This window comes from Parabacteroides caecihominis, from assembly GCF_023656785.1.
In the GTDB taxonomy this organism is placed as follows: domain Bacteria; phylum Bacteroidota; class Bacteroidia; order Bacteroidales; family Tannerellaceae; genus Parabacteroides; species Parabacteroides segnis.
This window is the reverse complement of record NZ_JAMOKS010000059.1, coordinates 1-25,158: the sequence shown is the minus strand read 5'-3', so window position 1 is coordinate 25,158 and position 25,158 is coordinate 1. Positions and strand designations below refer to the sequence as shown.

Genomic DNA, 25,158 nt, shown 5'->3' with positions numbered 1-25,158 from the left:
CAGAGAAATACTCCTCAATAACAGCGAATTTAAAAGCGGTGTCGTAAACTTTACGACCTTTAAAGGTGCGAGTACCCATAATCAATTAACTTTCATTAAGTCAACTTTTTCTAGGGTAAGACATATGATCTGCTTATTGTCCGCTCCAAGGATTCTGATCCGATTCGGAGATCGCATCATTGTTCAGGATTTCCATCTGAGGGATCTGGCAGAAGAAACGATAATCATTCGCTTCCAAAGTGCCTATCGGTTGCGGATCGAGCGCATTATATCCATTCAGATACTGCATGCCCCATACGTAATGACCGGCAGGATTGGTAGTTGATTCACCGATACGGACCAATCTCTTTTGCAGGCGCACCAGGTCATAGAAACCTGCCTGTCCTTCACAGATCAATTCTTTGCGGCGTTCCACATAGATGTCTTCCAACAACGCATCACCGCCGGCATTGGTTGTCGGGGTAGCATTACGCGCCACCTGCAAACGGTTCAGCAGATTCAGGGCCTCACCGGAGTTACCTTTTTGGGCGGCAGCTTCGGCCATGATCAGCAGCATTTCGGCTCCGCGCATCAGGCAGACTTCCGGACGGGTGGCGCTTTGGATAACACTTCCGCCGTCTTCACCATAGTGTTTATACTTATCGAAAGCCCATTTTGTATTGATTTCCGTATTCGCATTGTTCGTACGTTTCCAGAACTGGTAACGGTCTTCTTTTTCTTCAAACAGTTTCACAAACTGCTCATCCACGAAGTAGTCAAGGAACGAATAGATAGGACCGTCGGCATAACCCTCGCCGTAGCTGGCATCCTGGTTATACCAGAAATTGAACTGCGTACTACCGCCCAGGTTATTATCGGCTGTATATTTCATGGCCCATACCACTTCCGCATAATTGCCGGAGATCATATCGTCGAAACCGGAACGGTATTGTTCGCGGGTCATCAACTGGCTGTGCTGGTCGTAAACGATCTTAGCTTCGTTGTAGGCACCATCCCAGTTCTGCATGACCAGGTAAACACGGGCCAGGATTCCCGAACATATTTTGGAGTTGATCAGCCACATATCGTCCGGATTATAATCGGCAAGCAATGTTTTAGCCGTCGTCAGGTCGGACACAATCTGGGTATAGATTTCCTCCACGGTAGAAAAACCTTTATGGGATTCGTCATCAGAAGAGGTACGCAGAATCACGCCACGCTTGCTTTTTGCTATCACATAGGTCTGTTGGTAATTCTGGATCAGATGGAAATACTGGATTCCACGCATTGCCAACGCCTGACCTTTGATATGTTTTTTCTGTGTTTCATCACCGGCGGCGGCATCCACATTGGTCAGGATGATATTGGCACGGTTGATCACATTATAACACATCGACCAGATTTTTGAGGCATTTCCGTCAGCCTGTGTTTTTGAGTTGGAATACTGGTATGCTGTTACCTGATCACCTCCCATATTGGTATGGCTGATCACGTCGGGACCACTCGCATCGACATACATCTGGAATCCGGGGAGGCCGGCATACACACGGTCGCCTTTATCGGTATTAAAATACAGCTGCTTATAAGCTGAAGTCAATACTTTTTCCAACTGAGAGACATTCCCCAGTACATCTTCATCGTTTACTTTCACATAGGAGCTGGTTGTCAGGTCGTCGTTACATCCGGTCAGGGCCATACCAGCAAAAACCAGGGACAGGAAGGATATATTTATAAATCGTTTCATAAATATCATTTTTTACGTTTACAATGTGATTTGAATACCGACCATATACAGTCTTCTCGAACCCTGAATACCGTTATCGGTTTCAGCATTACCGTTATAACTGTTACCCATTATACCTGTTTCGGGGTCTGTGTAGCGTTTCTTGGCAGGACCGAAAGTCAACAGGTTATTACCGGTTACGTAAACACGCAGGTTTTCTACCAGGGCCTTGCGGGTAAGGCTCTTAGGCAGCGTATAACCTAATGTCAGGTTTCTCAGACGCCAGTAATGGTTGTCGAATACGAAGTTATCGGCATACTTTACCGTCGCACCATACTGGTTGTACGACCAACGTGGGATAAGTACATCCGCATCGCCCGGCTGACGCCATCTGTCCTCAACCAACTCCTGTATCACACCGACACCCGGACGGTTCATGATACGTTCTTTATATGTATAGTCCGATATTTTGGAACCATAAGAATAATAGAACATGAATGACAGGTCGATCCCTTTGAACTGGAAGTTATTGGTGATAGCACCGAACACTTTGGGAATCGCGGAGCCACAGTACACAAAATCATCTGTCGTTACTTCCTCCTGCTTTTCCGTACGTTTCCAACCGCCGTTACCATCGCGGATCAACCAGCCGGGTACTCCGGTTTCCGGGTTAACACCGTCGTACTGGGGAGCGATAAATTCATACAGAGATTTGCCTTCCTCCATCTTGTAGGTACAAGCCGTACCGGAATAGGTATAAGGACCTGTAGGCAAATAAGTCACCTCATTTTTCAGCGTACTCATGTTGGCATCGATATCCCATCTGAAATCTTTCGTTGTAAGGATATTCGCATTCAATGTGATTTCAATTCCGCTATTACGCAGGTCACCAATATTCATATTATACCCGGATGCACTACCAACCTGGGCAGAGAGAGGCAGTTCCTTATAATACAACAAGTCATGGGAAGTACGGGAATAATATTCCACTGTACCGCTAAGTCGGTTGAATACGGAGAAATCCAAACCGATATTCCATTGCTGATTACTTTCCCACTTCAAGTCCGGTGTCGGATAGGTAGATGGTTTTAAACCGGATTTCAGATACAGGTCATCACTTTCATAAGTACCCTGGTATCCGTAAAGGACTTCATCTCCAGCCTTACCATTCGATTCACGCACGATCAGCTTATCATTACCGGTCGTACCGTAACTTCCACGCAACGACAAGTTATCAATCCATTTCAGGTCTTCCATAAAACCTTCTTTCGATATTCGCCATGAACCGCCAGTCGACCAGAATGTACCCCAGCGATGATCGGAGCTGAAACGGGAAGAACCATCCTCACGAAGCGAAGCGGACAAGTAATACTTATTCAAGAAGTTATAATCGACTTTACCAAAGAACGAAAGCAGAGAGTATTTATCACGTCCGCCGGAAACACCGAAATTCTTGGTGGTATTCGATAATTCATATTTACCCAGTTCCATGATACCTTCACCCCAACCTTGTTCGTAGTGGGAATCCCAGGTATACCACTCATGTCCGACCAAACCTGAAATCGTATGGTCACCGATCATCCATTCACCTGACAATACATTATTCCAGGTGGTGGAACGTTTATTGAAATTATAACGGCTGGCATAACCACCGTCTGCCAGTATAGAAATACCATAAGGTGCAGTCTGTCCGCTACCATGTACGGCGGAAGTATATTGCATGGTACGATACCAGTAATCGTCAATATTCAAAGCCGAACGGAATTTCAGGTTGAAAGGCAGAGTAAACTCTGTATTTACCTGGGCAGACAGGATATGCCCCATATTGTTATCGAAACTGTCATCGTTCGGATTATCCCAATAATCACCCGAGTTATTCAGGATATGGGCACCAAAGAAGTTATTGGTATATTTACCGTAACTGTACATCCGTTCCCCTGTTTTTTCGGAAACGACCCAACCGGTATTATCTTCATTACGTAACCAGGGTGAAGACAAAGTTGTCGTAAAGTTAGCCGCACGGCTGGCACCACCGGAAAGGTTCTGGCGATGACGCGAATAAGAAAGGCTACCGGCCACTTTCCACCAATCGAACAACTCTGTACTCAGGTTGGTACGGAAAGAATAACGTTTATAATACTGCCGGTTACCATATCCCTGGTCGTCCAGATAACCGCCGGAGAAGAAATAGGCTGTTTTTCCACCATTGGCCTGACCACTTATATCCACACTATAATCCTGGCGTAGTTTTCGGGAGAAGATAGCTTTGTAAACATCCCAATCATCTTCATCCCAGACATATTCCAGATTAGGATTCACGTAAGGATTCCCATTGCCGTCATGCAATACGTAATTTTCATTGATATGTCTGAACGGAGTGACATAGATCGGATTGTCGTTCGAATCTTTTGTAGCCTTTACCTGTTTGGTCAATGCCTGCGACGAAGCATAATCGCCCGCCTGCTGCATATTCATGCCATCATAGAGGAGAGCGTCATAATACAAGGCATACCAGGTATTTTCCAGCTGCTGGTACGGATCGGCTTTTTTCGGATTCTTGACAGCATTATCCGAAGTACCCCAACCTCCGCGGAAATTAATACGCGGTTTTTCCGATTTACCCCGCTTGGTTGTAATCATTACGACGCCGTTTGCTGCACGCGAACCGTAGAGCGAAGTGGCCGCCGCATCCTTCAACACCGTCATCGATTCGATGTCCGTAGGATTGATCTGATTCAGTTTTCCATCATAAGGCATCCCGTCCACAATATATAACGGATCTGCCTTTCCGGACATGGAAGCAATACCACGGATCTCCACGCGGGCATCGGCTCCGGGGTTACCTTGTACGTTCACTACATTCACACCGGCACTCATTCCCTGCAATGCTTCCGCAAAGCCGGAACCCATAATCTTTTCGAACTTTTCGGCTTTTACAACGGAGGCCGATCCGGTGAAGGTTGACTTTTTAGCCGTTCCATAGGCTACGACAACGACTTCATCCAGGTCTTGTGTCGCATCACTTAATTTTACATTTAAAATAGATTGCCCGTTCCAGGTGATCTCCTGTGTGGCTAAACCGACGAAGGAGATCACAATAGTCGCTCCCCGCCGAACATTATCCAGAGTAAACTTTCCATCGATATCGGTTATCGTACCGATAGTGGTTCCTTTCACTACAACAGAAGCTCCGGCGACAGGTCCCATCTGGTCTTCTACCAGGCCGGTTACCTTATTACCCTGTTGTACTACCATCGTTTCCGGACCTGTAGGATTGGCAGCAATCGTACCTGCCGCACCCAACAATACAGAAATCATCAGTGATCTAATTAGTTTTGAGTTGGTCCACATAGCTAAATTCAAGTCTTTAATTAAATAAAATTAATCACAATAGCGTTCATTTCATTAGAGGTTACACTTTTCTCCGACAAAAGTGACAGGTATACATTTCAACAAAATAAAGTTCAATAAAACGAAGATACACTGATATTTGTACACAACATTTCTCTACACTACCTCTCTACAAATTATAGTATCTCCCTCAGCAAATATAACTTATCATTATTTAATACTTGCATAATTATGTATATTTATTGCTCAAATAAATATATTTTAACTCATGCGAAATTACTGCGCATATACAAAACCTGCACTCAAACAATGACATACATATTGAGAAGAAAAATCGACTACAACCATAAGCCCAAACATTTTTAACTATTACACATCACAAAAAAAGAGGAACACATCACAAAGACGTGTCCCTCCTACTACTATTTATAGAAATGACTTGTTATTGTCCGCTGAACGGATTCTGATCAGCATTACTGATCACTTCGTTGTTAGCCAACTCCAACTGCGGGATCTGACAGATAAAACGATAATCGTTAGACGGCAGATAACCGTAAGGCTGTGCGTCCGACGCATTGAAATTATCCAGATACATCATACCCCACGAATAATGACCGGCAGGATTCGTACTGCTTGAACCATAACGATACAACGGTTTTTGCAGACGAAGCAGATCATACATACCGGTTACACCTTCACCCAGAAGCTCTTTACGACGTTCCACATAGATAGCCTCCAGTAAATCATCCTTAAACGTTGTCGTTGTCAGGTTTGCCACATTTCTTGCACTTTGTAATGTCGTAAGATAAGACAATGCAGTTCCTGTATTACCCTGGTTAGCTTCTGCTTCAGCCATGATAAGCAACATTTCCGAACCACGCATCAAAGGAAGCTCCGGATAAGTATTACCTTGCTTGGCTCCGTTGGCATCACCATAATATTTGAATTTATTATAGGCCCATTTTCTTCTTGTTTCGCTATCGCCGTTGTTTGTACGATGCCAGAACATAACGTTTTTAACATCTGCATCTGTAACACCGGTTGTCTTATCACATCTGCGACCGCGATAATCACCATCGTCAAACAATTCTACATATTTTCCATCTACCAGCAAGTTGATAAAGCAGTAAATAGGACCGTCCGTCATACCTTCCCCGTAACTAGGGTCCTGGTTATACCAGTAATTGAACTCCGTATTGGAACTGATATTTGTCAGGTTCGTGTATTTTACTCCCCAAATAACTTCTTTACAACCATCGGTCAGGAAATTATCAAAACCGCTGTACCATTCGTTTTCAGTCATCAATGTATTGTATTTGTCATAAACGGATTTCGCCTCCGACAAAGCATTCGACCAATCTCCCATTACCTGATAAACACGCGCCAACTGACCGGAAACCACATCCGCATTCAGCCTCCACATATCAGTTCTGTCATAACCGGCCAACAACGTTTTGGCTTCCTTCAAATCTTTCAGTATCTGGTCATAGCATTGCTGAACAGTGGAGAAACCCATCGATTCCGGATCGGAAGACGATGTCCGCAGAATAACACCTCGCTTGTCCTTGGCAATTGCATAAGTCTGCTGATAATTCATGATCAGATTAAAATAACAGATACCGCGGATTGCCAGACACTGCCCTTTCAAATCATTCTTTTCGGAATCTTCTCCGGTTGCATCAGGCAGGGCATCCAGAATGATATTCGCCTGGTTGATTGCCTTATACATATTCACCCAGATTCTTTTGGAATAATCGCCGGTAGATTGCGTACGTTCCGGAGCAGCCCGGTAACACATTTCCGGAGAACCGCCATAGTTGGTCGTACTCATAATATCGGCACCGGTCAGGTCGTAATACATGCAATAACCAGGTAAACCGGCATAACAAGCATCATTCTGACTTCCTGATCCATTATCACCCATCAGAATATATTTGTAAACAGAGTTAAGCACCATGTTTAACTGGTTCGTGCTTGAAAGAATCGTTTCTTCCGAAATCGCTGTAGATGAATTTGTAGTCAATTCGTCCGTACAGTTACTCAAGGAAAGAGTTAGTACAGCCAATGACATTATCTTTACGGTTTTATATAAACTTTTCATAAGAACATACGGTTTTTAAAATGAAACTTGAATACCACACATATATACTCTTCTTGAACCCTGGATACCGTTGTCAGTATCAGCATTACCATTATAGTTATTCCCCATCACACCTGTTTCCGGTTCTGAATGGCGCTTGGCAGCAGGACCAAAAGTCAACAAGTTGTCACCCGACAAATATACGCGGGCATTGGATACACCGATTTTCTTTGTCAGATTCTTAGGCAATGTATATCCGAATGTAAGGTTTCTCAAACGCAGATAATCATTGTCAAACAGATAGAAATCAGAGTTCTTACGTGTATTGGAATAATCTACAGCCGACCAGCGCGGGAATTTGGCATTATCGCCCGGTTGCATCCAAACGTCACCATCCACCAAATCCTGGATAATACCGACACCGTCACGAACTGTTGTACGTTCCTGATAAACATAGTCCCACATCTTAGCACCAAAAGAAGCATACCACATGAAAGACAAATCAAAATCGCGGTACTTAAAGTTATTGGTAATCGAGCCGAATGCTTTAGGAATGGAAGAACCGCAATATTGATAATCGTCAGTTGTCACATCCGAATAGTTTTCTGTTTTCTTCCAGCCACCGTTGCCATCCTGTACCCAATATTGCATATTTCCGTTATCAGGATTTACACCGGCATTCTTAACCATAAAGAATTCAAACAAAGAATACCCTTCTTCCAGCTTATAACTCGAACCACGGTTGGAATAAATATAAGAACCACCCGGCAGATAAGTTACTTCATTCTTTAATGTAGAGAAGTTAAAGTCGATATTCCACTGGAAGTTGTTAGTCCTGATGGCAGTAGCATTCAATGTCAATTCCACACCACTGTTACGAACATTACCCAGGTTGGTATTTACACCGGAAGCATCTCCTGTCTGTGAAGATAAAGGAAGACTCTTATAATACAACAAGTCTTTTGAACTGCGTGAATAGTATTCAATCGTACCGCTGATTCTGCTCAGGAAACTGAAATCCACAGCGATATTATATTGTTCATTACGCTCCCATTTCAACTTCGGTGTCGGGATGGTTGTCGGCTTATAGCCTGCCATTCCATAAATGTCGTCAGAGTCATAGTATCCCTGGTATGCGTACAAAATTTCATCACCCGGTGTACCGTTTTCGTTACGCGGATACAACTTATCATTACCGGACGTACCGAAACTACCGCGTAATGCCAGATTATCGATCCATTTAATATCTTCCATGAAAGCCTCTTTCGAGAATCTCCAGGATGCACCTACCGAGAAGAAGTTACCCCAACGGCTGTCTTTACTGAAGCGGGAAGAACCGTCGCGACGGAAAGAAGCAGATACATAATATTTATTCAGGAAATTATAATCGGCTTTTCCGAAGAATGAAAGCAGGGCATAACGGTTTCTGTAAGAATCTACAGCCCAGTTTTTGGTAGTAGAAGTCAATTCATACTGACCTAACTGCATGATTCCTTCGCCATAACCGTAATTATACTGCTGGTTATAAGAATACAACTCGTGGCCCAACAGGATATTCAAACTATGATCACCGAAAGTTTTATCCCAACTCAGCAGGTTGTTCCATGTTACCGAAGTCGTTTTATAATTTGCGCGTGAAGCCCAACCGCCATTCGTCATAACAGTCACACCAAACGGTTCCAGCTGGCCTTGTCCATGAACAGCCGAACCATACTGATATTCATTTTTGGTGATATCATCCAGGTTCACACTTGTTTTGAACTTAATATCAAAAGGTAATTTGAAATCCGCAAAATAGTGAGCAGTCAACATGCCTCCTTCATTATTGTTGAAATCTTCATCATTCGGGTTATTCCAATAATCACCGCCATTCTGAAGAACATGTGCTCCGAAGAAGTTGGAACTGTTTACGCCAAAGTCATACATACGCTCACCTGTTTTCTGTGAATAATACCAATCTGTATTATCGGAATTTCTCAACCAGGGAGAGTTCAGGGTATTTGAAAATACCAAGGCACGGTTAGAACCTGATACATTCTGGCGTGAGTAGCTATATGCCAGACTACCGCCCATTTGCAACCATTTTGTCAATTCGGAAGTTACATTCGCACGGAAAGAATAGCGTTTGTAATACTGATTATTCGCATATCCTTTATCGTTCAAATAAGAAATAGAAGTATAGTAGCTGGTCTTACCGTCATTGGTTGAACCGCTAACATCAATACCATAATCCTGGCGTAGTTTTCGGGAGAAGACGGCACCATACCAATCATAATCGCTTTCGTCCCAAACCATTTCCAGATTCGGATTTGTCCAGCAATTACCATTGCCATCGTGCAATACATAATTGGAAGCATCTCCAGTCCATTTGAACGGAGTGACATAAACAGTTTCTCCTTGTGAATTTACACGCGGATTCACCATATGCGGCAAAAGTGTTGAAGAAGCATAATCACCGGCTGCCTGTTTATCCATACCATTTACATAGTACTGGTCGTTGTAGATTGCACGCCAGGTATTTGTCATCTGTTCATACGGGTCTGCTTTTGTCGGATTCTTTACAGCATTATCCGAAGTACCCCAGGCACCTCTGAAATTGATGGTTGGTTTACCGGCTTTCCCCTTTTTAGTCGTGATAACAACCACGCCGTTGGCTGCACGGGAACCATAAAGAGAAGAGGCTGCCGCATCTTTCAAAACCGTCATAGATTCAATATCAGAAGGAGAAATAGACGTTAGGCTACCATCATACGGCATACCGTCAACAATGTACAGCGGAGTGGTCTTTCCTGACATGGAGCTGATACCACGAATCTGGATACGGGTTTCACCTCCCGGGTTACCTTCGTTATTGGTGACATTCACCCCGGCGCTCATCCCCTGAAGGGCTTCAGCGAAACCCGTACCGGAGATTTTCTCCAACTGTTCGGACTTTACAACAGAAGCTGAACCTGTAAATGAAGATTTCTTTGCCGTACCATAAGCAACAACAACCACTTCGTCCAAATCCTGCGTATCACTAACAAGTTTTACATTCAAAATACTTTGTCCGTCCCAAACAATCTCTTGCGTAGCCAATCCTACGAATGAGACAACAAGTACCGCACCTTTTTGAATTCCATCCAGTGTAAACTTACCGTCCATGTCGGTAATTGTCCCGGTGGAAGTTCCCTTCACTGAAATAGAAGCACCCGCAATAGGGCCCATTTCATCTTCAACTACACCTGTAACTTTGTTTTTCTGCTGTGTAATCATCGCTCCTGCGGAGGTGGGGATTACAGCGGCATTGATAGTCCCGCCTGTACCGAATACAGTAGCCAGAACTAAAGCCTTAACCAGTCTCGAGTTTGTCAACATAAGCTAAATTTAAAAATTAAACAATCATACCTTTTTTATGTTTAATGCTCCCTCACAAAGCATCAACTCTTTCATTACAAGGCTTATACTCCTCACTAGTCATACATAAAATCCGGATTCATACTTTCATTCATTAGTTTAAGCACTTAATAATTCACCATAGTTTTAGTAGAACTAAGCTATTGTTTACCGATTTAAACATTAGAGAGGAGTTTTTATAGTAATAGAATATGATTGAAATAGCTTTAATAATTAAATTTCAAGATATATACTCATATAATACACATCATTATATTATATTTTAAATCATTGTATATGCATCAGTTGATTTAGGTTAATATGTTAAAAATTAGACAAGATTACATTTTAACTATATTTTTATACCGAATTTAAATAACATTACTATATTTGAAGCCGAAAACCATATTAGTTCTACTAAGACTATGGTAACTTTACTATTATTTAAATACTTCTAATTCCAAAGACAGATAAGATTCCTTACACAGCTAAATCCTCCCCAAAATGTAAAAACTCATAAAAAAAACGGCAACCCGAAAAGCCGGATTGCCGTTTCTATATCACAAAATGTTTAACTATTAATGTATCACCATTTATTAGTTGTTTTCAGGACGAAGTTTACGAACAACAGCACCTGCACGCCACATTTCACTTTCGCGAAGAGCAGCCAGTTCTTTTTCCAGACCTTCACGATAGTCAGGTTTGCTGTTTGTGTCAATAGAACGCTGTGCTTCGTTACCGCAGGCAACTTCGCTATACAGTTTCTGGAACACAGGCTTTGTAGCATCGTGGAACGGGCCCATCCAATCCAAAGCACCACGCTGTGCAGTTGTTGAACAGTTAGCATACATCCAGTCCATACCGTTTTCTGCAAACAACGGCATCAATGACTGAGTCAGTTCTTCTACTGTTTCATTGAATGCTTCAGAAGGTTCGTGACCGTTTTCACGCAAAGTTTCGTACTGAGCCAACAGTAATCCCTGGATAGCTCCCATCAAAGTACCACGTTCGCCAGTCAAGTCAGAATACACTTCTTTCTTGAATGTTGTTTCAAACAGATAACCAGAACCGACACCGATACCCAGTGCAACCACACGATCCCATGCTTTGCCTGTTGCATCCTGGAAGATTGCGTAGCTTGAGTTCAGACCACGACCCTGCAAGAACATACGGCGCAGTGAAGTACCTGAACCTTTCGGAGCAACCAGAATTACGTCTACATCAGCTGGAGGGATGATGTTTGTACGTTCTTTGTAAGTGATACCGAATCCGTGAGAGAAATACAAAGCCTTACCCGGAGTCAGATATTTTTTGATGCGCGGCCAAACTTCAATCTGAGCAGCATCTGAAAGCAGATACTGGATGATAGTTGCTTTTTCGCATGCTTCTTCGATATCGAACAGTGTTTCGCCCGGTACCCAACCGTCAGCAACGGCCTTTTCCCAGGTCTTACCACCTTTACGTTGTCCTACAATTACGTTAAAACCGTTGTCGCGCAGGTTCAGGCTCTGGCCGGGACCTTGTACGCCGTAACCTATTACAGCGATTGTTTCGTCTTTCAATACTTCTCTTGCCTTTTCCAACGGAAATTCTTCGCGGGTTACTACGTTTTCGTCAACACCGCCAAAATTCATTACTGCCATTTTCTTTTTACTATTAAAATGTATATAAAATAATTTGTCTTTACTTTGTTATATCCAGGTAACGGCGGCGCGGCTGATAGCTTTGCCGTCGTGACAGATGGACATGTTGTATTTGTCCGGGGATATCTCCTGGTTATGGAGAGTCAGCTCCATCCCATACTTTCCTTCGGACTGATAAGCTATCTCGAAACGGCTTATCTCTTTTTCGCGGAACAGGCTGATATCGAACAAGTCGAGCAGATGTTCCATGTATTTGATACTGTTCAGGTGGCCGTTTACGTCCAAGTCACTGTACTTCACACGGTAAGGTTCGCCGGAGGTGTTGTTTTCCACCGGAGCAATTTTACCCGGTTTTTCAATCGGACAGGGACGGTCGGTGATATAAGCACTCAGGCCCTCCACATCAAGCAAGGTCGGGCGACGGGTTTCCATATCGATAGCCGCCCAGATAGAGCGGGCAAAACCAAAGGTCTTGCCTTCGCCGTTCACCAGTTCGAAGCAGCGGCTGGTAAATAACTTACCGACCTCATCCACCCAGGTATATAAAGTTACGGATTCAGACATGGCAGGATAAGAAGTCATCTCGATAGCCAGACGGGAAAGAACCCAGGCGGTATGCCTTTCGGTCATATCGTTATATCCGAATCCACGGTCGGCGGCATGGCAAGAAGCAGCATGCAACAAATATGTGCCGATCATAGGGATTGTGATACGTCCCCGGAAGTCCATCAGATAAGACTCTGTTACGAAATGAAATTCTCCTACTTTGTTCTTCTCCATAATTTATTTTATTTACAAAATGTTTCCTTGTTGTTCTCAGACATGTTTTTCCTGCAACTTCTTTTCCATTGCAGATAACATGTCGCTCAGACGTTCTACCTTACTCTTCGTTATGGCAACGCGCCCGGAACGGATAAATTGCAGGACACCGATCGTCTCACTCAATTCTTTAAACAAAGCCTGTGTCTCATCATAATGACCGCTCTTTTCCAACACCACACAATCCTCATTCATTTCAAGGATACGGGCATTGTACTTACGGATCAGATCCTCGACCGTCCCCATCTTGATAAAGAGTTCGGTACTCAGTTTATAAAGGGCGATTTCCTGATAAACCAGGTCTTCATCCGTATTATAATAGGCTTTCAGGATATCCACACGCTTGTCGATCTGTTTTACGACCTTGTCGATCGTATCCTCGTCGGCAAAGGTAGTAATTGTAAACTTATGTATTCCCTTTATAGCAGAGGGAGAAACAGATAGCGTCTCAATGTTTAGTTGCCGGCGCGTAAAGATAACAGTTATCTGATTCAGAAGACCAACAGTATTTTCCGAAAAGATAATAACGGTATATAATTGTTTTGTATTCATAGTTTCTCCTCCTTACTTATCACCCAAAATCATGTTCGTCACGCTTCCTCCGGCCGGAACCATCGGATATACCATACCACAAGTTTCCACATTGGCAACCAACATATAGGCACCGTCGTGATTCAACATTTCAGCAATCGCCTCATCCAAGTCTTCCCGTTTATCTACCGCACGGGAAGCAATACCAAAAGCCTTGGCTATCGCTACAAAATCCGGATTCTTCATGATAGTATTCGAATACCGTTCGTTGAAGAACAGCTCCTGCCACTGGCGTACCATTCCCAGGAAATTGTTGTTAAGAACGATGATCTTTACATTCAGATTTTCCTGCATGATAGTTCCCAACTCCTGGATAGTCATCTGGATACCACCGTCGCCGGTAAAGAAACAGACCGTACGGTCAGGCGCTCCCAGCTTCGCTCCTATGGCGGCGGGAAGGCCAAAGCCCATCGTCCCCAGACCTCCTGAAGTAACTACGCTGCGTGTTTGTTTATATTTGAAATAGCGAACACCCATCATCTGGTTCTGACCTACATCCGTAACCAGAATCGCATCATTATCGGTTGCTTCGGAAACCTTACGGACTACTTCGCCCATTTTCAGTTGGCCTTCGGTAGGATGGAGTTCTTTTTCTATTACCTTATTATATTCCTCTTTTTCATCCGGTTCGAATTCAGCATTCCATTCCGGACGCTTCCGTTCTTCCAGTAAAGCCGTAATCATCGGAATCGTATGCTTGGCATTTCCCAGCACTTTCACGTCGACCGGCACATTCTTTCCGATCTCCGAATTGTCAATATCCAGGTGGATAATCTTTGCCTGCTTGGCATAAGTCTTCAGATCACCGGTTACGCGGTCATCGAAACGCATACCGATAGCAATCAGCACGTCACATTCGTTTGTCTTGCGGTTCGGTCCGACATTTCCATGCATCCCCAACATACCTTTATTTAATGGGAAGTCCGAAGGTAATGCAGACAAGCCTAATACGGTAGAACCGGCTGGTATATCGTTTTTCAACAAGAATTCTTTCAGTTCTTCTTCAGCTCCTCCCAGGATAACCCCCTGCCCAACCAGACAGAATGGCTTTTTGGCATTATTTATCAATGAAGCAGCCGCCTCGATACGCTCCCCCCTGATATCCGGTTCAGGCTGGTAACTACGAACATAATCCACTTTCTGATACTCATAATCTACCAAACCCACCTGTGCATCTTTCGCCAGATCCAGTACCACAGGTCCCGGACGACCGGTCGATGCGATATAGAAAGCACGGGAAACGGCCCAAGCAATTTCTTCCGGGCGGCGTATCTGGTAAGCCCATTTGGTAATCGGCTGTGTGATACCAATCACATCGACTTCTTGAAAAGCATCTGTTCCAAGCAGCGGAGACGGAACCTGGCCGGCAATCACCACCATCGGCGTACTGTCCATCAATGCATCGGCAATGCCTGTGATGGTATTGGTTGCTCCGGGACCCGAAGTAACCACCGTTACTCCCACTTTTCCGGAAACACGGGCATATCCCTGTGCAGCATGTGTTGCACCTTGTTCGTGGCGCACCAGAATATGTTTTAACTGATCTCTGTAATCGTATAAACTATCGTAAATTGGTATCGCCTGCCCACCCGGATAACCGAAGATAGTATCTACTCCTTCAGCGATCAGCGCTTTCAGCAAAGCTTCCGAACCGGTTATCTTTTGTTTGTCCATCTCTAAAATATAGTATTTGGTGTTTATTAATCTTCTACTATTCGTACACCGCCCTTATCGGCCGAAGCAACCATCTTTGCATATGCTTTCAGTGCTTTCGATACCGTACGTTGGCGGAAAGGAGGTGTAAAGGCTTTTGTTCCGCGGGCTTCTTCCGCTTCACGGCGTTTGGCCAGTTCTTCGTCTGTCACCTTTACATGTATGGTTCTTTCGGGAATATTAATTTCGATAATATCGCCGTCTTTCACTAAGCCAATCTCTCCGCCGGCAGCCGCTTCGGGAGAAATATGTCCGATTGACAAACCTGATGTTCCACCGCTGAAGCGTCCGTCTGTGATTAGCGCACATTCTTTACCCAGGTGTTTACTCTTTATATAAGAGGTAGGATACAACATTTCCTGCATACCCGGACCACCCTTAGGACCTTCATAGGTGATAACGACGACATCGCCGGAGACGACTTTGTCTTTCAGGATACCTTCGCAAGCGGCATCCTGCGAATCGAATACTTTGGCTGGACCGGCAAAACGGAAGATACTTTCGTCTACCCCGGCTGTTTTAACCACACAACCGTCCTGTGCGATATTTCCATACAGAACTGCCAGACCGCCGTCTTTCACATAAGCATGTTCCACATCGCGGATACATCCGGTTGCACGGTCGGTATCCAGTTCTTTATAATAACTTTCCTGCGATCCGAGCACCAGGTTGAAACGGTGGGCCGGAGCACTTTTATAAATATTGATTGCTTCTTCCGTTACATTTACAGAGGTAATGCAGTATTGGTCGATAGCCTCATTCAAAGTCAGACCATCCGCACGTTTCACGGAACCGTCCACCAGACCGGCTTTTACCAGCTCATTCATGATACCGATGATACCTCCGGCACGGTTCACATCTTCCACATGATAAGAACAACTCGGAGCCACTTTGCAGATAACCGGTGTTTTGCGTGAAAGCATATCGATATCTTTCATTGTAAAATCGACTTCCGCTTCATGAGCCACGGCCAATAGGTGAAGGACTGTATTCGTTGATCCCCCCATGGCAATATCCAGCGACATAGCATTCAGGAAAGCCTGCCGGGTGGCAATACTGCGAGGCAATACGGAATCATCGCCGTCACGATAATATTTAAAGGCATTATCAACAATCATCTTCGCCGCTTTTTTGAACAGGCGGGTACGGTTGGCATGTGTTGCAACAACTGTTCCGTTGCCGGGAAGAGCCAATCCAATCGCTTCGTTCAGACAGTTCATAGAGTTAGCCGTGAACATGCCGGAACAGCAACCGCAGGTCGGGCAAGCGGAACGTTCCACCTTTTCTACTTGTTCGTCGCTGATAGAATCGTCAGCCGCTTCAATCATGGCGTCGATCAAATCGAGTGCACGTCCGTCCAGATTACCGGCTTCCATCGGACCGCCGGACACAAAGATTGTCGGAATATTCAGACGCATACTGGCCATCAGCATACCCGGAGTAATCTTGTCGCAGTTACTGATACAAACCATAGCATCAGCCTTATGCGCATTCACCATATATTCCACACTGTCAGCAATGATGTCGCGGGAAGGCAGAGAATAAAGCATTCCGTCGTGTCCCATAGCGATACCGTCATCAATAGCAATCGTATTAAATTCAGCGGCAAAGCAACCGAGTTTTTCGATTTCCGCTTTTACCTGCTGTCCGATCTCGTGCAGATGCACATGGCCCGGTACAAACTGGGTAAATGAATTCACAATGGCAATGATCGGTTTACCGAACTGTTCTTCTTTCATGCCGTTGGCACGCCATAATGCACGGGCTCCGGCCATACGTCTGCCTTCTGTGCTATAGGAGCTTCTTAACGGATTCTTCATCATATCTGTTTTTATCTTTTAGTCAATAAAAAAGCCCTTCTCTATATGGAGAAAGGCTTAAGAAATATCTTTTACGACTTCACAACTTCTTACACACCTTTCTCCTTACCTACTAATGACTAGAAGGACCACCACGAGAATAATATGTAATACATTGTTCATCATCTTTTCTTATCGTCTTTATTTTGTTTGACGCTGCAAATGTAGAATAATAATTTGTACGAGCAAAGGATTTAAAAGAAAAATCTTACTTTTTCTTTCATTTATCAATAAAAGAGTGCGGTTCATCTTGCATTTTAACAGAGAACCTGCCCTCAATCAATTGAATTCTTATTTCTGAGCCTCCATTCGCTTCATATTTGATAATTTCCGGTCATTCTCCTTTACTGATGCGATTGTTCAATTCTTTCAACAAAGCATACGATTTCGGAGAAATCGTTCCATCCTGATAAATCCGGACATTAATCATCGGAAGATTTTTCCGTTTGTTAGATTCTTTCACTACCTGCGTCAATTCGTCAACGGAAAGGACCGGATCGCCGATAATGGAATCTTTATAAATGTGCGTCCAGTCACCCGGCTCCAATGTTCCGGAAAAAGTCGCCTGTAAGCCATCCTGAGGTCCGCCGTGAAACAACCCGTCCCCATCCAGCGGAAGAGAAGGATCGTTAACACCGGCACTGGCCAAAGACAAACCCAGTTCTCCAGCATAATAATCCTGAAAGTCCGTCAGCTTCGGCAATATCCAGGAATTAAAACAAATCGCCAACTCCTTATTTCCACTTTTGGCAGCTTTAGCAATCTTTTCAAACGAGGCACCGTTAGGATAATAACCGATACCGTCATCCATCCACAAACCGGCCAGACGATTTCCATACCGCTGGCTAATCTCTCCCACTATCTTTTCCACATTTGTAAACAAATCTCCTGCATTATCACGTGTATAATGCTGCTTGTCCCACCATTCTTTATCTCCATGACCGACATGGTAATACAGAATCAGACGAATGCCGTATTTACCCAACGCATCAGATAAATCAGCCACTAAATCTCTCTTTGTGGTACGCCCCGGCAAAATAGAATCGATTGCCTGTATCGGAGCCGGGAAATAATATTCCGCCCACGACGTTGTAAAAAATATCAACTTCCCGCCACATTCGTAAACGGTTCGTGCAAAACGCTCCACATCAAAGTTATTGACTGCATCCTCATAGGCTAACGGCTCTCCTGACTGGGGCATACTCTTTGAATTCCAGTGGAAAAAAAAGCCATAAGGCAAATCTGCCATCCAGGATGTATTACTGCGAAGTGATGTAGCTTCCGTCCGCAGCCGCTCATAAGTCTCCGGCCGGATGACTTCCAACGAATACAGATACACATTAAAATCATCCTGCTTACCGGGTTTGCCAATCTTTAAAGATAAAACGGAAGTCCCCTTATTAAAATGTAAAGGGCGGGGGAACCGGCAACGCTGCCATCCGGTTGTATTTATCCGGCAAATAACACTGTCCGTTCCATTGGACAATACCAATTCCGTTTCTTCCCCATCTCCCATCCGGTTGACAGAAACGATCATTTCAGCCACATAGTCTTCACCATCCGTATTGACTTTCCAGGAAATTGACTGCTCGGGGCTTTTCCAGTTCTCCGCCCAGAATGCTTTATAAGGTTCTTCCGGATAAAGTTGTTTCACACCATTATTCAGTTCTCCACGAAAAGGAATCAACCGGTTTATGTTCGCCGGATCCAGGTTCAATGCCGTCGGATCAACCGGATTACTGCAAGCAGCCAGGCACATAACAAACAAAGACAAAAAATAAATAAATTGCTTTTTCATTCGTATTTTACGGATATAGGAAGGGCCAATCCAATAATAACTCAGACCGGCCCTTCATGTATTCTACATTAATTATCTGTAATCCGGATTCTGAGGTATGTTATTATTCAGAATTTCGGTATCAGGAATCAACCAAGTATTGTTGTAAGCACCGATAGGGACATTCAATCTGCTGCCACGCGCTTTCTGTACCTTATCGAATGTCTGGGTACGTTTCAAATCGTACCAGGCAAAACCTTCTTCATACAATTCATGCTGACGTTCCAGCAGAACGGCTTCACGGAACTGGTCCTGAGAAAGTCCGCTCAAGTCAGGCACGTTTGTCGGATCGTTCTGGTCGACACGGGCACGTTTACGGATAGCATTGATATATTGATAAGCACCGGCCGGTCCGTTTATCTCATTTTCAGCTTCGGCGGCAATCAGATACATTTCAGCCAAACGAATCAATTGAGTCTGCCAGGTCAGGATATTGGTATTAGAAGCAGGCAGTTCCTGTTCCAGATACTCTTCATTGATATACTTATTATAATATGTACGCGCGATGACTTTATTTCCTTTCGCATTTACATATTCAGGTTTAATTCCCCATTCTTTACGCATATCACCTTTATCGAAGCTGGCGATAAAAGCATCTGTCGGAAGATACAAGGCTGTCTGGCTGCCAATCGGTGAAGATTCATTATGCATACCGCTATAGCTATCGGGAGCGGAGAACAACTGAGCCCAGATAGTTTCAGCCGTATAACGTTCCGTCTTAAAGACTTTATCGAATGTAGGCATCAAAGAATACTGACCGCTGTTGATTACTTCAAGCGCTTTCTCTTTGGCTTTCGCATAATTTTCTTTCTGATTCATCGGGAAGCCGGCAGAAGTCAGATAGATACGTGCCATAATCGCTTTTACTACCCATTTATTTACACGTCCCATATCCTGCGCTTCTTCCGGAAGTTTTTGTTCCGCATCCAGAATATCGTTAAAAATAAACTGATAGACATCAGCCTGCGGCGTACGGTCTATTGCCACGTCGGCATCACTGGTCACGACTTTATCCCGCAAAGGGACATCTCCAAAGAACTGGACCAATGTAAAATAAGACCAGGCACGCAAACATTTCGCCTCACCGATAATACGATTCTTGGTTTCGGCAGTAAAATCCTTATCTTCTATCGACTCCAATATCATATTTGCATTCTTTATCGTACTGTATGGGCCGGACCAGGCATTTCTAAAGGCATAAAAACCATATCCCGGATTATTTGCCCAGATATCCCCGACCTGTTCAGCCGATTCAGGCTTATCGTTATAGTCGGCAAAAACTTCCGTCAGATTCAGATTTTGTCCCTGAGGATATAATCCTTTCAAAGCACCATCAAAATCTTCTACCGTTTGATAAAAGGAAGAGGGAGAAATAAACGTTTTCGGGTCTTCTTCCAGCCAATCGGAGCAAGAAGCAGACAGAATAACCGGTACAGCCAGCAATATATTTTTAATCAGTGTTTTCATTCTTTTCATACGTATTAAAATTTAACCTGTAAACCCAAAGTAAATGATTTCGCAGACGGGTAAACCCCTCTGTCCCATCCGTTCACGGCAGAAGACGTCCAGGATGCTTCCGGGTCATAATGAGAATAGCTTGTAATCGTAATCAGATTCTGTCCGCTCAGATAAACCGAGATATTAGGTTTACGAGAACCTGCGAACCATTGAGACGGCAACGTATAAGCCAGTTTGATATCTTTGAATCGCAGATACGAACCGTTTTCCACCCAAACCGAACTCGGGTCACCGAAGGCCAGATAGTCCTTGGTCGCAACAGATGCACGTGCATATTTGGCATTTGGATTTTCAGGAGTCCAATGGTTTTCCCAAACATCTTTGCGGATATTCCATGTGCCGCCGATATTAGTGATACTTTTATTAAATTCGTTAACGATATCACCACCAACACTACCTATTAACAGAAATGATAACTCGAAGTTATTCCAATTGATAATATTTGTCAGACCGAAAGTAAACTTAGGTTGCGTATTTGCAATAATTGTTTTATCACCTGTTGTAATACCGGCTTTCCCGTCCGTATCTTTATACCGGTAATCACCCGCCTTCTTGGTTGCTTCGCCATTCAAACGAGCTTCTTCATCCGTCTGATAAATACCTTCTATTTCGTAGCCATACAATTGGAACGGAGCTTTACCGACAAACAGAGGGAACCAGTTTCCGCCACCGATAGGAGCATCTATCCGCTGAATCTTATTTCCATACACATCCGAACCCAAATCTTTTACGATTGATTTATTGGATGTAATATTCAAATTAGTCGTCCAGTTCACTTTCCCTTTCATATTGATTGTATTGATAGATATTTCAAAACCTTTATTATCAATACGTCCTAAGTTTCTCAACATAGAAGAATATCCGGAAGACGGGGGAAGAGTCGCATTATACAACAAGTCACGCGTTTGTTTCCAATAATAGTCAAAACCGATATTCAGGCGGTTGGAAAAGAATCCGAAATCGACACCTATATCCGTTTGTGTAGTTGTTTCCCATTTCAAGTCGTCGTTTGCCATAGAAGACAAACCGAAACCAATATCTTTTCCATCACCGAAAATAGGACCGGAAGTTCCCAGACGGGCGAAAGTCTGATACGGGCTAATAGATTGATTACCGGTCTGTCCGATACTGGCACGCAGTTTCAGATTGCTCAGCCAATCAATATCTTTCATAAAATTCTCTTCCGACAGACGCCAGGCCAATGCAGCGGAAGGGAAGAAAGCGAATTTATGGTTCTTACTGAATTTAGACGAACCGTCATATCGTGCGGTGACAGTCAACAGATATCTTTCCATCAGGTTATAATTGGCACGTCCCAGGAAAGAAGCCATCCGGTAATCGCTGTAACCGGAAGACGGAGTTCCGGGTGTAGAAGCGACTCCCAAATTATTCGTTTCATAGACATCGCGCAGAAAACCTGTACCTGAGCCGCCCAAATCATTATACTGATAGGTCTGGAAAGTAACACCACCCATCAGGTTCAATGCATGATTCTTATTGAACCGCTTGTCGTAGGTCAAAATATTCTCATTAATAATAGTATAATAATTGGATTTTGACTTAGATGCATCACCATCCAATTTACCTCCGGCAGACAAGCCAATCGGAATGTACCGGTCGGAACTACCCGCATTGACCTCAGCACCGGCATTCACCCGAAAAGTCAATCCGTCAATAATCTCATAGATAAGCGACATATTCGCCAGTAAGCGGGAATTAACGGTTTTATTCTTGTACAATTCAGCCATACCGACAGGGTTTGTTCCTCCCCAGGGAGTTCCCGAGAAATTGGTGTACTTGCCATCGGCATCTCTTATTTCCTGTATCGGAGCCATGACCATTGCCGTATAAGCAATCGCTCCCCAGCCATCCGCACTACTGTTTGCTGTATTCTGAGTTCCGTATGAATAAGCGATACTGGCATTCAACGACAAATTTCTCGCCAGCTTCTGGTCGCCATTGATACGCAAAGCAAAACGGTTATAATCAGAACCTTTGATAATACCTTCCTGGTTCATATAATTCAGAGAGGAGTACAACTTCGTTTTATCCGTACCGCCCGAAACAGATACCTGATGACTATGCGTCAAGGCTGTCTGATAAGCCAGGTCCTGCCAGTCATTGTTCGGCAGCAGAGCAGCTTGCTCCGGTGTGATGGCAATACCGTTCCCGTCATTCTGGGAAACTTCATTTACCATGGCGATATAATCATCTTTTCCCAATAAATCCAGTTTCTTTCTTAAAGAAGAAACACCGACATACCCATTATATTCCAGGACCGTATCGCCGGTACGTCCTCTTTTCGTCGTAATCATAACGACACCGTTCGCACCACGTGAACCGTAGATAGCCGTAGAAGATGCATCTTTCAATACTTCCATCGACAGAATGTCTTCCGGGTTAATATCCGAATTCATCTTTTCTACCGGCATACCGTCAATGACATAAAGCGGTTCGTTACCACCTGCCAGGGAGTTACTTCCACGGACGCGAATCATCATTGATTCACCCGGCTGACCGGTTCTGGCATTAACCTGCACACCGGCTATTTGTCCTTGCAACGCACGGTCGGCACTGGTTATACCCACCTGGCTCACGTCCTTCATTTGTACGGAACCGACAGCTCCCGTCAAGTCGCTCTTCTTTACCGTACCATAACCGATAACCACAACCTCATCCAACGCTTCGGAATCCTCGCGAAGTGAAACATTAACGACATCTCCGCTTCCGACTTTTACTTCCTGCGTGTTGTAACCGATATAAGATATCTGCAACACACCACCTTCCGGGACTTCCAGACTATACCGTCCGTTCATATCCGTAACTGTCCCGTTCGTTGTTCCTTTTACGACTACATTCGCACCAATAACGGGTTCACCGGTTTCATCCTTCACAACTCCTGATATCTTTTTCGTTGAAGAAACAGTACGGGCTTGCTTGTTGATAATAATATGTCCGTTACTGAACGTTATCGAACAACCGGAACCTTCCAGCAACTGTTCCATAACCTCTTTCACATTACTGTTCTTTGGTAACTTTGTCAGGACGCGGGAATCGTTCACTTCCTGCGTGTTATAATCGACAAACAGTTTGGTCTGTTGCTCGATTTGTTTGAAGGCTGTCTTCAGTGTTACATTGCTTCCGGTCAGGCGCACTTGTTGATGTTGCGCATAAGAAAATAAACTGATGGAAGATAAAGCTGTAATAAACAACAGCCTGGATACACTTTTTCCGTTATTTATACGTATTAGATTAGTTAATTTCATATATTTGTACATTTGAAAATTGAATATTAATAAAACCATGACGATTTACTCGTCAATCCAATGATGTTCAAGATTCGATTTCGAATTCCGGAAAGAGGGATTTTCGCACTTTCTGTCTTTCCGGTTTTCTTTTGTTCATATTTGTTCACTCCTATATTTTAGTTTATAAATACCACCTTTCCTTTTATTTTATAGTGTATACCAATCAGTTGTTGCAGAATGTTCAGCACATCTTCCAGCTTTTCATCCGGCGAGAATTTGACATTATAATATTCTCCCGCAAACTTCTGGGAATTATAATGAATCGTCACATTGAACTTACGTTCCAAAGAGGCCATCAGACGGCTGAAAGATATATTTTCAAATATCAGATAGCCGTTTCTTTCCATATTATATAGGGAAGCGTCGATAGAATGGACCATCACGGTATGTTCCGAATGCGAATAAACCAACTGTTGGTCAGGCTTTAGCACGGTCGGCTGAATGTCCTCATTCCTGACGGATACCAGTACACTTCCTTCCTCCAATGTTGCCATGGAACAGGAGTCGCCCGGATAAGCCTCCACGGTAAAGACAGTACCCAACGCCTGAACATCAAGGTAAGTCGTCTTCACAATAAAGGGTTGCTCCGGATTCTTACGGACAGAGAAGGATGCTTGCCCGGTCAGGTAAACCGTTCGTGTATCGGTATCGGTAAAATCTTTCGGATAAACCAACAGCGTACCGGCATCTACCCACACCTTCGAACCGTCGGGCAATACCACCCGTTCACTTTCTCCGTAGGGGACGAATATCTGTGCCATTTCCACATGACGGACCGGTTTAAAACGGTCGGTTGCCCAATAGGTCGTTCCGGCGGTCATAATCATCAAGAGAATAACGGCCGCATATTTCAGCCACTGGCGATAGAATGGCACCGAACGTTCACGAACGGGGACCACGGAAAGATTCCTTTGCAAAGCCTTCCAGTCACTATGGGTGGATGCCGTCACCTCCGGCAGAGATTCCTCCCACAAATCCTGCAACATTTCTTCCTTCTCCGTTTTTGCATCGTCCGCCCTCAACCAACGCCCAAACAAGATACGTCCATATCGGGAAAAGTGCTTTCCGAAGTAGAGCTGCATGAGTTGTTTCGTATTGTTGTTTTCTTCCATAAATCTCCGTCTTTATAAAGGTGTAGGTTAACCGGAGAATTACACACAATCGAAAATGAAGTTTTTTTCAATGATTGCCGGAATATTTTTTTTTCAGCCATACACCCTGTCTTAATTTCCTTAGGAGGTGTCTTTTTGTAAATAAGGTTGACTCTTTAAAGAATCAACAATGAAAAAGAAGAATTATTATCAAGAGAGAGAGCATCATCTGATGTGTCATGAGATTTATCGCCTTCGTGTAGTAGAAGGC

General features: G+C 44.0%; 13 protein-coding genes. All 13 read right to left on the bottom strand.

The genetic code is table 11. The annotated features are described in order from the left end of the window. Nucleotides 1–133 precede the first annotated feature (133 nt). The 13 genes from NBH14_RS27325 to NBH14_RS27265 all read right to left on the bottom strand — a co-directional run bounded on the left by NBH14_RS27325 (nucleotide 134) and on the right by NBH14_RS27265 (nucleotide 24,908). Nucleotides 134–1,723: a RagB/SusD family nutrient uptake outer membrane protein gene (locus NBH14_RS27325; protein ID WP_128134150.1), complete on the bottom strand. Its 1,590-nt coding sequence runs from the start codon at nucleotides 1,721–1,723 to the stop codon at nucleotides 134–136. An 18-nt stretch (nucleotides 1,724–1,741) separates the two neighbouring features. Further along, entirely contained in the window at nucleotides 1,742–5,020 is a 3,279-nt protein-coding gene (locus NBH14_RS27320) for a SusC/RagA family TonB-linked outer membrane protein (protein ID WP_250817928.1), read from the bottom strand. A 475-nt stretch (nucleotides 5,021–5,495) separates the two neighbouring features. Then, nucleotides 5,496–7,154 (bottom strand): RagB/SusD family nutrient uptake outer membrane protein, encoded by a 1,659-nt coding sequence (locus NBH14_RS27315; protein WP_186961899.1) that lies wholly within the window; start codon nucleotides 7,152–7,154, stop codon nucleotides 5,496–5,498. A 15-nt stretch (nucleotides 7,155–7,169) separates the two neighbouring features. Next, entirely contained in the window at nucleotides 7,170–10,490 is a 3,321-nt protein-coding gene (locus NBH14_RS27310; RefSeq protein ID WP_186961900.1) for a SusC/RagA family TonB-linked outer membrane protein, read from the bottom strand. Between the two features lie 614 nt (nucleotides 10,491–11,104). Further along, a complete protein-coding gene (gene ilvC / locus NBH14_RS27305) occupies nucleotides 11,105–12,151 on the bottom strand; it encodes a ketol-acid reductoisomerase (protein WP_186961901.1) in 1,047 nt (348 codons plus the stop codon). A gap of 48 nt (nucleotides 12,152–12,199) precedes the next feature. Then, nucleotides 12,200–12,931, bottom strand: a complete 732-nt coding sequence (locus tag NBH14_RS27300) for an acyl-[acyl-carrier-protein] thioesterase (RefSeq protein WP_128133935.1) — start codon at nucleotides 12,929–12,931, stop codon at nucleotides 12,200–12,202. A gap of 36 nt (nucleotides 12,932–12,967) precedes the next feature. Next, a complete protein-coding gene (gene ilvN, locus NBH14_RS27295; protein ID WP_010802211.1) occupies nucleotides 12,968–13,522 on the bottom strand; it encodes an acetolactate synthase small subunit in 555 nt (184 codons plus the stop codon). 12 nt (nucleotides 13,523–13,534) lie between these two features. Then, complete coding sequence (gene ilvB, locus NBH14_RS27290; RefSeq protein ID WP_186961902.1) at nucleotides 13,535–15,235, bottom strand: biosynthetic-type acetolactate synthase large subunit; 1,701 nt, start codon at nucleotides 15,233–15,235, stop codon at nucleotides 13,535–13,537. 26 nt (nucleotides 15,236–15,261) lie between these two features. After that, nucleotides 15,262–17,094, bottom strand: coding sequence for a dihydroxy-acid dehydratase (ilvD, locus tag NBH14_RS27285; protein ID WP_186961903.1), 1,833 nt, complete (start codon nucleotides 17,092–17,094; stop codon nucleotides 15,262–15,264). 373 nt (nucleotides 17,095–17,467) lie between these two features. Then, a complete protein-coding gene (locus tag NBH14_RS27280; protein ID WP_186961904.1) occupies nucleotides 17,468–18,931 on the bottom strand; it encodes an alpha-L-fucosidase in 1,464 nt (487 codons plus the stop codon). 72 nt (nucleotides 18,932–19,003) lie between these two features. Next, entirely contained in the window at nucleotides 19,004–20,446 is a 1,443-nt protein-coding gene (locus NBH14_RS27275) for a RagB/SusD family nutrient uptake outer membrane protein (RefSeq protein WP_186961905.1), read from the bottom strand. 5 nt (nucleotides 20,447–20,451) lie between these two features. Further along, nucleotides 20,452–23,754 (bottom strand): SusC/RagA family TonB-linked outer membrane protein, encoded by a 3,303-nt coding sequence (locus NBH14_RS27270; RefSeq protein ID WP_250817926.1) that lies wholly within the window; start codon nucleotides 23,752–23,754, stop codon nucleotides 20,452–20,454. Between the two features lie 158 nt (nucleotides 23,755–23,912). After that, nucleotides 23,913–24,908, bottom strand: coding sequence for a FecR family protein (locus tag NBH14_RS27265; RefSeq protein ID WP_186961907.1), 996 nt, complete (start codon nucleotides 24,906–24,908; stop codon nucleotides 23,913–23,915). Nucleotides 24,909–25,158 lie beyond the last annotated feature (250 nt).